The sequence below is a fragment of the Floridaenema fluviatile BLCC-F154 genome, assembly GCF_041929135.1.
GTDB lineage: Bacteria > Cyanobacteriota > Cyanobacteriia > Cyanobacteriales > Aerosakkonemataceae > Floridanema > Floridanema fluviatile.
In genome coordinates, this window is the sequence record NZ_JBHFNS010000077.1 from 176,274 (window position 1) to 189,836 (window position 13,563).

A 13,563-nucleotide genomic window follows, 5' to 3' on the forward strand; every position below is an offset into this window, starting at 1 on the left:
GGTGTTAACTAACAATAAAATAAGATAAAAGGCAAAAAACTGAAGTTTCCTCATTTCAAGGGAAACTTCAGTTTAATTTTCGGCTTCTTCAACTTTACGACTGCGACAAACTCCCCGAATAACTTGATCTTGTTGTCCAAAAGTTATATTGATAATTTCTCCAGTTTTAGTTACCACAGTAGCCTGACTAGGGGAAACAGTAGTAAAAATACCACCAGTTTCATAAGCAGTTCTTTCTACTTCCGCACGCTGTCTACCAATAAGTCGTTGCCACCCACCTAAACGCGGATTTTTATCATCTTTTCTCACAGTACAAGCTAAAAGTTCCATTTGATCTTGACTTTGCTCAGTATTTCTTCTCTCAGGCTCTGTCTGAGCATAACCTGGAAGAAGGATACTATTCAAAGTAATAGCAACTGCGGTAATGACGACTGTTCTCATATCTAGCTTGGGCTGTAAGTGAATTAAATACAATGATCTCATTTAAGGTACCATTGTTCCTACTCAGTCAACTAAATATGATAAATTACCACTACGAATTTAAATTCATAGCGGTATCAAATTAAAAATTTCCAAGTATATTTACCACAAACCTCTGACAGGTTCAGTTTCCCCTGTATTAGCTGTCGGCGTAAATGAAACTGCTAAAACTTTGTTGGTTCCTGTATATGTTAATTCGCCTTCAGGAGAGATTTCTCCCGTTCGATTAACTATTAATACTCCTTGAGCCGGAATTTCTTGAGCTTGACCCGATCGGAGAGATGTTAAAGATACTTTGTAACCTCCTGTTTCTACGTTTTCCGTAATCCGACCCATCAAAGCATAACGTCTTCCATCATCTGTAACAATGTTAAAAATTGCGGTGCTACTGTCTCTAGTGTCAATGGTAACGCGACTAATTCTTGCAGTTCTATTTCCCCCCTCTTCTTCTAACGTAATTTCTCCTAATCCTTGATAAGTAATTAATGCTTGTGCAAAAAGTTGCGCTTCACCTGGCTGAGATTTGCGTTGTTCTGAGATATTTTCTAACTGATTAGGTGAACTAGAATCAGCGGCTTTTACCACTACTGATTTACTAATTCCTACTGTACAGGCTGTTAGAGCCACAATAGTTAACACCTTGGCGACTTGTTTCATAAGTAAAATTTATCTCACTGTGGAATTTTGGCGATTAGTACATAAATTGCACTAACTAACTTGTTTTGGTGGGGTTGATTTTAACAAAAAGCTTTCTGTAAAACTAATTAGCCAACTGCACTGAATATTACTATAGACATCTTTATTTGTAAACAGGGATTTTTGACAAACTTACTTCTTCTTATAAGTTCTTTATTTTTATTATGTAAGATAGCCAAATTGGGAAATATTGACTTTTTTTGAGCTTTTCCAATTAAAGCTATTTTCAGGTGTGTAAGGGAGGATTTTATCTAACTCTATCCTCCCATTTAACTTAATAACTATTTACTTACTTAATCATCAGCAAACCACAAATTTTAGATTTTTGATTTTAGATTTTTGATTGAAAAAGTTACAAATCCAAAATCCAAAATCGCAAATCTAAAATGGCTTTAGCTGTTAACAATATGTTCGATCGCATCTGGATGAGTCGGCAATTCACCAGTAATTACCTCACAACCAGAATCCGTAACTAACACATCGTTTTCAATGCGAATTCCCCGCACATCAGAGAATTGCGCCAAGCGATCCCAATCCACAAACTCTTGGAAAGTTTCTCGGCGATCGGGATAATTCAAAAGTGAAGGAACTTGATAGAAACCAGGTTCAATACTTACCAACATTCCCGCTTGTAAAGGACGATCTAAACGGAGGAATTTTAAGCCAAAGCGATCGCTTCTCGTCCGCCCCAACTCATACCCCGCCAAATCGCCTAAATCCTCCATATCATGAACATCTAAACCAATTAAATGCCCAATTCCATGAGGGAAAAATGCCGCATGAACATCATTTTCCACCAACTCTTCCACATCACCTTTCAGGATGCCCAACTGTACCAACCCGTAGGTGAGAGTTGTCGCCGCCTGAAGATGAATCTCTTTATATTCCACCCCAGGCGCAACTTTAGCGATACAGGCATCATGAGCCGATCGCACCACCTCATAAATATCACGTTGCGTCGGCGAAAACTTCCCAGAAACAGGCCAAGTGCGCGTCACATCAGAAGCCCACCCCAGCGCCGTTTCCGCACCCACATCCGCCAACAACAAATCTCCCGGATTGAGAGCATTGTAATACTGCTGATTGTGTAGCACCTCCCCATGAACAGTGACAATACTGTTATAAGCACAGTTCATTTGTTGGGCGAAAATCACATTTTCCATCGCCGCCCGTACTTGAGCCTCAAATCGGGAATGACGAGTTGCTGCCATTCCCGCCCGATGCGCCTGTACCGTACAAGCCGCAGCCTTACGTAACTCAGCCAAAGCAGCAGCATCATGACAAAGCCGCAATCGGACAATAGCATAAGCCAATTCCCAGTCAATCCAACTTAAGGAACTTGCCGAATACAGCCAACGATGCAGCATACTTGACTGTTGCTGTTGCAGATAAACATCCTGAACCGGAATCGTGGCGCTACTGTATGCCCTCGACCACAATTCTGACATTGGGAAAGCAATATTTGCCCCAATCAGTTCCGCGACTTCTTCCCTAAGTAACTTCTTCCCATGCCACAGTTCATCATCTAAACTGGGGTCATCCATGTACAGTTCCAGCGTCCCTGGTGGTTCCATGCGAATCGCCACATTTTCCAGGGGGATGCCAGCAAAATAAAGAAAATGGCTGCTGGCGCGAAAAGGTAACTGATTTCCCGGAAAATTCCGAGAACTGCGAACCCCTGACCAGAGGACGACCGGAAAATTAATCATCTTAAAGAGTTTTTGCCGTCTTTTACGAAGAGTATCAGCAAGGGAAACCCGGCTGCCATTAGTCTCCGCCAAAGAAGCTGTTTGTGTCAGCATAAAAGGAAAATTGTTAATTGACTCCGCTGGCCTTTCGATCGTGAGTTGCATTATCTGAACTAACCCTCCGGGAGCATATCTCTTTGTCAGAATAACAAAAGAGTTAAGTTTGAGAGTAGGACAAAAGAATGACTCCTCAACCCAACGCTGCAAAAAACAGCATCAAGTTTAGTGATTGGTCAATTGTACAACTACCCGGATTGAGTGCCCAAGACTGCGCCCAACTCTCGGAATGTGGCATCAATACTACTGTGCAATTGTTGGTAAAAGCAAATACCTCGGAAAAAAAATTAGCCTTAGCCAATCAATTACAGAAACCCCTACATCACGTCCAAAAATGGGTAGCATTAGCAGATTTAGCCCGAATTCCCAGCGTCGGTTGCCAATATTGCGGCTTACTGTTACACGCTGGCATCGCCTCAGTCAACCAACTAGCCCAAAGTTCCGCCCACAAAGTACATCAACAAATCTTGAAATTACAAGTTTCCACAATGCAGCGTCGTGACCTTTGTCCCCCCGTCGAAGAAGTTTCTTGTTGGATTCAACAGGCGAAAACTCTTGTGAGTAAGCCACAATAAGCAAGCTAGGAAGGTATTCAGTGAACTCATTTCGTGATTACAAAAATCTAGCTTCTCAGTACATCACTTTTGTTGATTCAGCGTTTTATCCAGACTATCTAGAATAAAGTTTTGCCAAATTGGAAATCTAAAACTCCAGCAGATATTTTTATTTCTCGTAACGATCGCACTCCCTTAGTTGTAGGTTTTGCGCGTTACGATACAGATAGAGGCGGAGGACAGGAGGACGATCGTATCAGTGGAAATCGAGATAAAGTTACACAAATTGCTTCAAAGGGTTGATTCCAGACATAATCATCACTTTTTGTATAAAAAAGAATGTAGTCAGAAATGTTTCCGTATTGCTTGCGGGTGTAATTTTTCGGATTGCATTTTTTGCGAGTAATCCAATTGCGAAAGTTCTTCGCTCCGAAAATTTCATCCATTAAGACTTTAACAGGAAAAGCCATCTTTTCATCTAAATGGAGATAGATAGATCCACGATCTGCTAATACTTCTCTTAGTAAAATCAAACGTTGACGGATAAATTCTAAATAATCTGCTCCGTCAAGAAAATCGTGATAGGCATGAGTTTGTTTTCTAGTCTCAAATCCTAGTCCTGTAGCGTAAGGTGGATCGATATATATTAATCCAAGTTTTCCCGCAATATCAGGATTATCTAATAAAGCGCGAATAACTCTTAAGTTCTCTCCGTAAATTAGCTGATTTTTCGGTTGTTTATCTATGCTAAAAACTCGATGTAGTTCGGCTGGAGGAGTATTAAATATCTCTTCAATAGAAGCTTTTTCTTCATATTCTAAACGAAATGATTGCTTAGGATTAGTCTTCAAGTTATCTTTTTCTTTAGTTTTCCCTGGTATTCCTGTTGCCATTTAACTGTTAATTTTTTTAGATTCATCAATTAAATCTAACACTTCTTGTTCTACAATTCTCGATCGCACCAAATCCAACCCACCTTCATCTGCTAATTCAATAATCTCCTTTATGTATTGCCGTACTTGCTGGGCAATATCAGGTTGCCATTGACGCAGTTTCAGATCAAGTTCTTGAATTAAAGCATCCATGAAAAACTTTTCAGTAATGATGGTTGTTTAGTTCTATGTTAGACTATGCCGCAGCAACCAGCAAACTAGTATCAATAAAAGTTACTTTGCTTTTGATTTGCTAAAATCAAGCACAGAAAGATCGCACAAAAAACTTAATTTATATGTCCATTTTCATTTCTCTTAGTCCAGAAGTCGAAGCACAACTGCGTGAAAAAGCAGCGCAACAAGGGCAAGATATTAGTCTCGTGGCTGCTCAATTGCTAACTCAGATTTTGGCATGGGAATTACAAGATTCACAAGAAGCGATTGCAGGGATTCAGCGAGGCTTAGATGCTTTTGAAGCAGGAAATTCCCGTTCTTTTCAGGACTTTGCTGAAGAAAAACGTCGTCAGTACAATCTGTTGGTTGATTCATGAGTTATCGCATGGAGATTTCCAGTGTTGCAGAGGCGGAACAGACAGTGCATTCCTTCTACTGTCGCAAGTTGCGTCACCTGAAAAAGCAAGACAATGGTACGAGGGTTTACTCAGAATTATTGAATCATTGTCAGAAATGCCTAAACGTTGCTCTCTAGCAAGGGAAAACCAGTATTTCAGCCAAGAAATTCGTCAACTTCTTTACGGTAAAGGTCGTAATTCATACCGGATTCTTTTCACTATTGTTGAAACTAATGAAATTGCCATAGTTCGCATTCTTCACATCAGACACGCTGCACAACAAACTCTTGGCGAAAATCAGGAATCTGATGAAGTCTAATATTTTAAGATTAACCTTTTGCTAAAACTCTATTTAAGAAAATGTTGGCAATATCTTCAGCCATTTCTTTCATGACTTGGGGTGAGACTCTCGTAATTACTGAAGTTTAAACCCTTTCGCTGCTAATTGTTGGCGGAGACTTTCAATAATTACGATATCGAGGGTATTTTCGCCATTATTTCTATTAGCTTGACGTTGACTGACAACATATTCATTACGCTTTTTAGATAAGTCACGGATAGCAGCTTGAATTCGGTTTCTTTCAGCTTTTTTGCTGGCTACATATTCGCGCTTTTGAGCTAAAGTCATTCCCCGCATAGCTGGCGGTAAAGCATTATTTGGTAATTGCTCTAGGTTAACGATTCCGCGATCGATCGCATCAATTAAATCCCAAGAAGCATTATTATAATATCCCGAAGCTTTTGAGATACTACGCATAGCTATATTTTGCCCAGAGTTGGTATCTTCTCTAGTCTGTCGCTGTTGTCCAATTTCTCCTTGTGTACCGTAAGGAATAAAGGTTTGATTAAGTTGAGAATTCAAAGCAGCAATTTGCTCATCGTAAGGTGACTTAATAAATTCAACTTTTTTATCTTGGTTAATATTAAAATGACTACCTCGTGCTAAAGTAGCTCCTGAAGCCCAAAGTTGTCGCTCTTGACTTTCAGCTGAACCACAATAAATAGTATTAACTAGGACATCTTTTCCAGCAGCAAAAGTAACGGCTTCACGCCAAGAAACTTGTCCTTGATCGAATGGTTCGTTACCTGCAATAAAAATCACTCGAAAATCTTCTGGATCTTTACTCCAGTTTAATTGTTGCATAGCCGATCGAATTACCCAACCAGCATATTCTTGACCCCCCTTAGTTCGGATCGTAAATAGCTTTTCCGAAACTAAATCTAATTCCGAAGTAAATCCAGTTAACAATCTAACAAACCCTTCTTGAGAAGGTATATTATCATTACCATAGTGATAAAGCGCAACTTCTAAATCTGGTATTTCTCCATCTTTGGTGACTTTAGTTAACGAATTAACAATTTGCCAAATTTGAGTCCGAGTTTGGTCAATCAATCCATCCATGCTATTACTAGAATCTAGCAGAATGGCGATCTGAATTTTAGCTTTAGCCAAAGCTGTACTAGGGAAACATAAAACGCTCAGGCTCAGGGCTATAGAGAAGAGAATTCGAGAAAGTTTCTGCATAAGAGTTTCTGATTTCATCTATTAAATACTAATCGTTTGCCAATTTAAATGAGTTCATCAATTTAGAAACCCGATTTATTCAAGAAACCGGGTTTCTTTATTTGCAAACAACAAAACCTAATTAAACCTAGATAACAATTCTTCACGGGATAACTGTAACAACAAAGCAGTTGAATCTGCGGGCGGTAAAGCTAACAAAGGCTCAATAATTCCCCTTAGTTCATCATCCAACTCTCCAAATTTCGCACGCAACAAATTTTCCACAAAAATTCGTTGTCCTTGCTCGATACCTTGCTCGATACCTTGCTGAGTAGCTTCAGCCAAACGTTGCTCATAAAGTGGTGACAAACGCATAATTAAATCCTGCTCCTCCGGCTCCAAATTTTGGCTTACTTCTAATATAGTCTTGAGGTTACTTAACAACTCCAACACCACAACCCGCAAAGGATCATTTTCGGGAATTTTTGCTAAATCTTCAATAGCTTCTTGTTGCACTCTCCCCTTACCTAAAACATCGATTTCTCGCACTTCACCCGCAATATTACGACTTGTTTCCACCTCTCCTAAAGGTGATAACAATTCTTTTAGATAATCTTTGGCAAATTGATCGTAAGGAAAAACAGTCATTCGATTAGATTAAAATTAACCTTTTGCTAAGACTCCATTTAAGAAAATGTCGGCGATACCTTCTGCCATTTCTTTCATTTCTTGGGGTGAAGCTTGGGGTTCCATTATTGTATTGTGGCTGAAACCTGCGATCGCAAACATTCCCACAAATACCTGTGCTATAATTCGCGGATTCATTGGGCGATAAATCCCTTTTTCCATCGCTGTTTCAAAGAAAGCTTCTGCCACATTAGTCATTTTATCTATTACTTCTGTCTGGACGCGATTCCGCAAATCTTCATGAAACTGCGCTTCCATAAAACAAACTCGCATTAAATCACCATTTTTATGGAAATTCAGCATCCTTCGCCGCATAACTTTTCCTACCGCCTCATAGCTCTCCATCTCACTTAATTCTGTCAGCAAATCCGTGAGAATTTCTACCCAACCTTGCGTCGCCACTTCAATTAAAATTGCTTTCTTATTAGGAAAATGTCTAAATACAGTTCCTTCAGCAACTCCAGCTGCCATCGCCAAGTCACGAGTCGTTGTACCATCATATCCCTGACGAGCAAATAACTTTTGTGCAGCCTTAATGATTCGGGTGCGTGTCGCATCTTCTGACTGAGGCTGAGGATTTTTGTGCAAAATTCCCATAGTTAGTAATTGGTGTATCTTAACTGAAGTGAAAACTGACCAAACATGGCTGAGTTCGGTCTTTAACAGGAAAATTTCCTGCTTGGGAGTAAACTATCGAGAAGTATTAGCATTTGCAGCAGCTATAATTACCTAATATTAACCTGTTCTTGCCTTAGTTGCCTCTATTTCCTTAATGTGGTTTAGATAAAGCTGAGGAACTGCACAACTAAGTGTTTGTCAATGCTTCCAGCTATTACGATAAGAGAAACTTTAACTATAAACGGGGGCGATCGCACAAAACTTTACTTTTTTTTATGAAAAAACATCTTAATTAGATCTATTTTGTGGAAAATTTATGTTAACCATAAACCTGTTAAATCAATAAAAATCTGATTTTCTGATTTTCCACTTTCCATTACTCATGTTGTTACCTGCACAGAAAATCAGCATAATTACTAAATAGTCACCAAAAAAACATCCGTCAGGGAGCAATTATCAAGCAAGCACCCTCACGTAAATTGATTCGGGAAAAAAATGTCTCTATCTTCTTTTACGCTTAGGCTCATCATATCCTTTCTCTGCGCTGTGATGCTGTGGTGTGGAGTCACACCCGGAATTGCTCTGGCGCTTACCCAAAACCCAGCAGAAACAACTGATTCAATTCAGCCATATCTCGATCGAGTGATGCAGCGCGTCACTGAGTTTAAATTAGATAATGGCATGAAATTCATCGTCTTAGAAAGACACCAAGCACCAGTAGTTTCCTTTCTCACTTATGCTGATGTCGGGGGTGCAAATGAACCCGAAGGAAAAACAGGTGTGGCTCACTTTTTAGAACATTTAGCTTTTAAAGGTACCACACGCATTGGCACCAAAAATTACCAAGCAGAAAAACCAATCTTAGAAAAATTAGATACTTTATGGCAACAAATTCAATCAGCTAAAGCCGCAGGTAAACCAGAAGATGTTACTAAATTACAAGCGGAATTTCAGAAACTAGAAGCTCAAGCAGCTGAACTTGTCAAGCAAAATGAATTAGGTCAAATAGTCGAACAATCGGGCGGTGTTGGTTTAAATGCTACCACTTCTACTGATGCAACTCGCTACTTCTATAGTTTCCCCGCTAACAAATTAGAATTGTGGATGTCTTTGGAGTCGGAACGATTTTTAGAACCTGTGTTTCGCGAGTTTTATAAAGAGAAAGAAGTGATCCTCGAAGAACGCCGACTGCGGGTAGAAAATTCGCCGATCGGGATGATGATTGAAGCTTTTATTGATAAAGCTTACAAAGTTCATCCTTATCGCCGTCCGGTAATTGGTTACGATGAAGATTTGCGAAATTTAACTAGGGAAGATGTGGAGCAATTTTTCCAAACTTACTATGTTCCTAGTAACCTGACTTTAGCTGTAGTTGGTGATGTTAAGACAGAAGAAGTAAAGCGACTGGCAGAAATTTATTTTGGTCGTTATCCAGCTAAACCTAAGCCAAAAGATGACTTACCAGCTGAACCAAAACAAACGGAAACTAGGGAAGTAACTTTGCGTTTACCTAGCCAACCTTGGTATTTGGAAGGTTATCATCAACCTGCAATTAATCATCCCGATTATGTGGTTTATCAATTAATCGGTAGTTTGCTGAGTGATGGGCGAACTTCTCGTCTATATAAGTCGCTGGTAGAACAGCAAAGAATTGCTCTGACGGCTCAAGGTTTTAGTGGTTTTCCAGGGGATAAATATCCTCCAATGATGCTATTTTATGCTTTAACTGCACCAGGTCATACTGTTGATGAAGTGGCTAAGGCTTTGCAAGCGGAAATTGCTAAGTTGAAAACTGAGCCTGTTTCGGAAATGGAATTGTCACGAGTAAAAACTCAAGCTAGAGCCGGGTTGTTGCGATCGCTAGATTCTAACTCAGGTATGGCTTCTTTGTTAGTAGAATACGAAGTAAAAACAGGTAGTTGGAAAAACTTGTTTAAAGAGTTGGAAGCTATAGAAGCTGTAACTCCTGCTGATATTCAACGAGTAGCTAAAGCAACTTTTGTCCCGGAAAATCGTACTATTGGTCGTCTGCTACCCAAGGAGAGTTAAAGATGATGAAACCGCAGAGACGCAGAGGACACAGAGGGGAATTTTCTATATCCCGGAAAAGGTTAAAACGTAAAAGAAAAGAGAGAGGTTTTTCTTTGTTGAATATCCGTTCTAAATGGTTGGTGGGAATTTTCAGTTTGGTAGTTGCTTTAGGTTTTCTCGCTTTTAGTTTTGACTTTTCGGTAGCAGCAACTACAGCCAAGCATTATACCGAATTGACGTTTCCCCCATTGCCAAAAGTGCAAGTTCCGGCTTACACTCGCTTTCAATTAAATAATGGAATGATCGTGTATTTGATGGAAGATCGCGAACTTCCTTTGGTGAGTGGATCGGCAATAATTCGGACTGGCGATCGCTGGGAACCAGCTGATAAAATTGGTTTAGCCGGAATTACTGGTACGGTAATGCGGAGTGGCGGAACCAAAACCCATTCACCAGATCAGTTAAATCAATTGTTAGAACAACGCGCCGCTTCTGTAGAAACTTCTATTGGTGAAGTATCTGGTAATGCTAGCTTTAATTCCTTAACTAAAGATTTGCCGGAAGTGTTTAGTTTGTTTGCAGAAGTCCTCCGCGAACCAGCTTTTCTGGAAGATAAATTGCAGTTGGCGAAAACTCAAATTAAAGGTGATATTTCCCGGCGTAATGATAACCCTGATGACATTACAGGTCGCGAATTTGAAAAACTAATGTATGGGGAGAATAGCCCTTACGCCCGGACTGTAGAATATGCCACGGTTAATAATATTTCCCGTGCAGATTTGCAAAATTTCTATCAGCAATATTTCCACCCCAACAATATAATTTTGGGAGTTGTGGGAGATTTTGATAGCAAAGAAATGCGTCAACTCATTGAAAGTAAGTTCGGTGATTGGGCAAAAAATGAACAGCTGAAAGTTCCTCCTTTACCAGAAGTTTCGCAAGCAAAAACTGGGGGAATTTTCTTTGTTAATCAGCCGCAAATGACCCAAAGTTACGTGCAAATGGGACATTTAGGTGGTTTACTGAATAATCCTGATTATCCGGCTTTAGATGTGATGAGTGGCGTTTTGAATGGTTTTGGCGGGAGGTTGTTTAACCAAATTCGATCGCGCCAAGGTTTAGCTTACAGTGTTTATGGTGCTTGGAGTCCCCGCTTTGACTACCCAGGTGTCTTTGTCGCAGGTGGACAAACTCGTTCTGACGCTACCGTACCCTTCATTAAATCAATCCTCGCAGAAATTCAGCGCATCCAAACCGAACCAGTCACCCCCCAAGAACTCGCCCTCGCTAAAGATTCTGTACTCAACTCCTTCGTTTTTAACTTCCAAAAACCCGCCCAAACTCTCTCCCGGTTAATGCGCTACGAGTATTACGGCTACCCCGCAGACTTCCTCTTCCGCTATCAACGCGACGTGGAAGCAACAACCGCGGCTGATGTGCAGCGTGTCGCCCGTCAATACCTACAACCAGGAAAGTTAGCCACCTTAGTAGTCGGTAATTCTAATGCAATTCAGCCACCGCTAACTGCTCTCGTTCCAGAAATTACTAACGTGGATATTACAATTCCACCCCCAACTAGTACTACTACTCAAAGATAAATCGGCGAAAATACTAAATAATTTGGGAGAGAAAACCTTGGCTTTTCTCTCCCATTTTTTTGAGATTTTTTTCATTACGTAAATTCCGCAATCATCAAATGACCCAGCAATCGATCGTTGAGCTAAGTTTACAAGAAATTAATATTTAAATTACAAAAAAATCACATTATTTTTTAGATAACTTCATCAGAAATTACTGAACTTTTATGCCTTTTTAAACAAGTACTGAATAGCATATAGAAGAGTTTTTACTGATTACTTAAGTACAAGCTTGAAAATTCGCTCTTCTGCGACACTTGGGAAAAAAATTATGTTATCAAAGCTGCCTCACACCAAGCATTTTTTATTAGTTGTCACTCCCTTAGTTGCTAGTTTTTCTGTTGCTAGTTCGGCTAGTTTAGCGGCTACATTAGCTTTCTCTGAATCCAGATTTGAGTTAAAAGATTTTAGCCATACTCCTTTAGACACAGCAACTTTAACTGATACTCAAACATTGGCAATTTCAACTAGCGGTGACGTGACTGCTTTTGCTAATGCTGAAGCCCTATTTATTCCTGATGAAACTAAAGCAGAAAACTTCTCTTTGAGTACTGCTCAAGGTGAAGGTGTAGAATATCTTGGTGTAGCAGAAAGTTTAGCCGCAGTTATTGGTTATGACTTTCAAGTAAATCCTGGCGAGTTTTCTTTCAATTTCCGTGGTGCGTTAAACTTAGGAACTGCAATTGAGAATGAAAAATCAGAAAGTGCGAATGCTTATGGTAATATTCTTTTCCAACTAGTTAACAGCGTTACTGGTGAAGTGATCGATTATTTTGCGTTGTATGGTGGTTTAAATACTCCCGGTGAAGGCGACTATCTCGACTATGAATATAGTGGCAATATTACATTCACGGAAGAGCCAGATTTAACAACCGATTTTAACAGTAATACTGAATTTGCGATCGCTTCCGTTAAAGGAACATACTCCCGCACTTTCGACAGTTTAACTTATCTGACTTTACTGGAAGTTAAAAATAACGAAGTTGCAGTTAAAGCACCTGAACCTTCTGCTACCTTGGCTTTACTCTTTTTCTCGATTTTAGCCATTAGTTACGGTGCTAAAAACAAGCTAACTAACTCTAAAACAAAAATCAACTAGTTGACTCTGATAAGGTAATTTGAGTTGTGAGAGAAATGTTTTTAGGGTATCCGACTAGCTTAGCGATCGTTTAACATCAGAAGAAGCGGAAACAGAAAAAACCGAACTTCTCACAACTCATTGAGAGTTTCTTTTCAGAAATTTACTGATAATTAACTAATTCATGTTGCCAATCTGGCAGATTTCTACAAGACAGCATGAGCTATATTGCGATCGCCGAAAATGCTGGTTTGCATCGCAATTCACTCCTTATATATATGTTGGTTTGGGATTGGTTTTGTTGGTGCGATCGGTAAAACTCAACATTCCCTCAACTGAGAAAAGCTGCCAAAATGGCAACATTAATACCAGATTCCCATTTATACTTCTCAGACATAACAACTTAACTACCCTTAATTACTGATCCTTCAAGACTCGTTACTTTCATATCCATCGATTTAGGCTAATTCATAAGTGCAAAAACATCAGGTAGAAGGTATATTTACCTTCTACCCTTTATTTTGTCTAAAAGAATGCTCATTTCCTTAGTAATAAAATACATTGCCAAAATGGCAACATCAGCCAAAATACTTGGGATATTATTAGAAATTTATTTCCATGTTCATGCTTTTGAACCAACTCTAATATAGTAGTTTAAAAGTTTCAAATCCTGTTCAGTAAGTAGTTCCAGCTACTTTCTATTTCTTTGATTAGTCAGGTTTTTACCACTTAATTAATTTCCTAATTAATCTGCCAAAATGGCAACACAGGTTTGATTAACCTAGCTATCTTATATACAGAACAACCAAAGGTTGATTCTCAACAAAGAACCCACAAAACACATAACACAAGGGAGACAATCCAATGATTATTTCTGATTTAAACTACTTAGAAACCGCTGAATCTTCTGTTAATGGTGGCTTCAATTTGGGATTTGACTTCAGCAAAGTCTATTTCAATGAAATTCTA

At 39.4% G+C, this 13,563-nt stretch carries 13 protein-coding genes and 1 pseudogene; 6 read left to right on the top strand and 8 right to left on the bottom strand.

The features are described from left to right. Window positions 1–72: 72 nt before the first annotated feature. The 3 genes from ACE1B6_RS21070 to ACE1B6_RS21080 all read right to left on the bottom strand — a co-directional run bounded on the left by ACE1B6_RS21070 (window position 73) and on the right by ACE1B6_RS21080 (window position 2,978). Window positions 73–483: a hypothetical protein gene (locus ACE1B6_RS21070; protein WP_413259225.1), complete on the bottom strand. Its 411-nt coding sequence runs from the start codon at window positions 481–483 to the stop codon at window positions 73–75. 99 nt (window positions 484–582) lie between these two features. Further along, a complete protein-coding gene (locus ACE1B6_RS21075) occupies window positions 583–1,137 on the bottom strand; it encodes a hypothetical protein (RefSeq protein WP_413259226.1) in 555 nt (184 codons plus the stop codon). 431 nt (window positions 1,138–1,568) lie between these two features. Beyond that, window positions 1,569–2,978: an aminopeptidase P family protein gene (locus ACE1B6_RS21080; RefSeq protein ID WP_413259227.1), complete on the bottom strand. Its 1,410-nt coding sequence runs from the start codon at window positions 2,976–2,978 to the stop codon at window positions 1,569–1,571. A gap of 128 nt (window positions 2,979–3,106) precedes the next feature. Between ACE1B6_RS21080 and ACE1B6_RS21085 the strand changes: the two genes are divergently transcribed. After that, window positions 3,107–3,556, top strand: coding sequence for a DUF4332 domain-containing protein (locus ACE1B6_RS21085; protein WP_413259228.1), 450 nt, complete (start codon window positions 3,107–3,109; stop codon window positions 3,554–3,556). 194 nt (window positions 3,557–3,750) lie between these two features. Here ACE1B6_RS21085 and ACE1B6_RS21090 read toward each other — a convergent pair whose 3' ends face one another. Both ACE1B6_RS21090 and ACE1B6_RS21095 read right to left on the bottom strand, forming a co-directional pair. Further along, window positions 3,751–4,428 (bottom strand): DNA methyltransferase, encoded by a 678-nt coding sequence (locus tag ACE1B6_RS21090; protein ID WP_413259229.1) that lies wholly within the window; start codon window positions 4,426–4,428, stop codon window positions 3,751–3,753. Further along, window positions 4,429–4,620 (bottom strand): hypothetical protein, encoded by a 192-nt coding sequence (locus ACE1B6_RS21095; protein WP_413259230.1) that lies wholly within the window; start codon window positions 4,618–4,620, stop codon window positions 4,429–4,431. Between the two features lie 143 nt (window positions 4,621–4,763). On the opposite strand from ACE1B6_RS21095, the gene ACE1B6_RS21100 reads away from it, so the two are divergent. Both ACE1B6_RS21100 and ACE1B6_RS21105 read left to right on the top strand, forming a co-directional pair. Beyond that, a complete protein-coding gene (locus ACE1B6_RS21100) occupies window positions 4,764–5,018 on the top strand; it encodes a hypothetical protein (protein ID WP_413259231.1) in 255 nt (84 codons plus the stop codon). Further along, a pseudogene (locus ACE1B6_RS21105) lies at window positions 5,015–5,358 on the top strand (type II toxin-antitoxin system RelE/ParE family toxin). Before ACE1B6_RS21100 ends, ACE1B6_RS21105 begins: the two are co-directional and overlap by 4 nt. 96 nt (window positions 5,359–5,454) lie before the next feature. Here ACE1B6_RS21105 and ACE1B6_RS21110 read toward each other — a convergent pair. The 3 genes from ACE1B6_RS21110 to ACE1B6_RS21120 all read right to left on the bottom strand — a co-directional run bounded on the left by ACE1B6_RS21110 (window position 5,455) and on the right by ACE1B6_RS21120 (window position 7,827). Then, window positions 5,455–6,564, bottom strand: coding sequence for a vWA domain-containing protein (locus ACE1B6_RS21110; protein ID WP_413259233.1), 1,110 nt, complete (start codon window positions 6,562–6,564; stop codon window positions 5,455–5,457). A gap of 117 nt (window positions 6,565–6,681) precedes the next feature. Next, window positions 6,682–7,191 carry a hypothetical protein gene (locus ACE1B6_RS21115; protein WP_413259234.1) on the bottom strand — a complete coding sequence of 170 codons (510 nt, stop codon included), beginning with the start codon at window positions 7,189–7,191 and terminating at the stop codon, window positions 6,682–6,684. 15 nt (window positions 7,192–7,206) lie between these two features. Next, a complete protein-coding gene (locus ACE1B6_RS21120) occupies window positions 7,207–7,827 on the bottom strand; it encodes a TetR/AcrR family transcriptional regulator (protein WP_413259235.1) in 621 nt (206 codons plus the stop codon). A gap of 516 nt (window positions 7,828–8,343) precedes the next feature. Between ACE1B6_RS21120 and ACE1B6_RS21125 the strand changes: the two genes are divergently transcribed. The 3 genes from ACE1B6_RS21125 (at window position 8,344) to ACE1B6_RS21135 (ending at window position 12,615) form a co-directional block, all read left to right on the top strand. After that, window positions 8,344–9,897 (top strand): M16 family metallopeptidase, encoded by a 1,554-nt coding sequence (locus ACE1B6_RS21125; RefSeq protein WP_413259236.1) that lies wholly within the window; start codon window positions 8,344–8,346, stop codon window positions 9,895–9,897. Window positions 9,898–9,899: 2 nt separating this feature from the next. After that, on the top strand, window positions 9,900–11,477 hold the full coding sequence (locus tag ACE1B6_RS21130) for a M16 family metallopeptidase (protein ID WP_413259237.1): 1,578 nt from the start codon (window positions 9,900–9,902) through the stop codon (window positions 11,475–11,477). 310 nt (window positions 11,478–11,787) lie between these two features. Continuing rightward, the gene (locus tag ACE1B6_RS21135) at window positions 11,788–12,615 is read left to right on the top strand and encodes a PEP-CTERM sorting domain-containing protein (RefSeq protein ID WP_413259238.1); all 828 of its coding nucleotides are present in this window, start codon (window positions 11,788–11,790) and stop codon (window positions 12,613–12,615) included. Window positions 12,616–13,563: the final 948 nt, after the last annotated feature.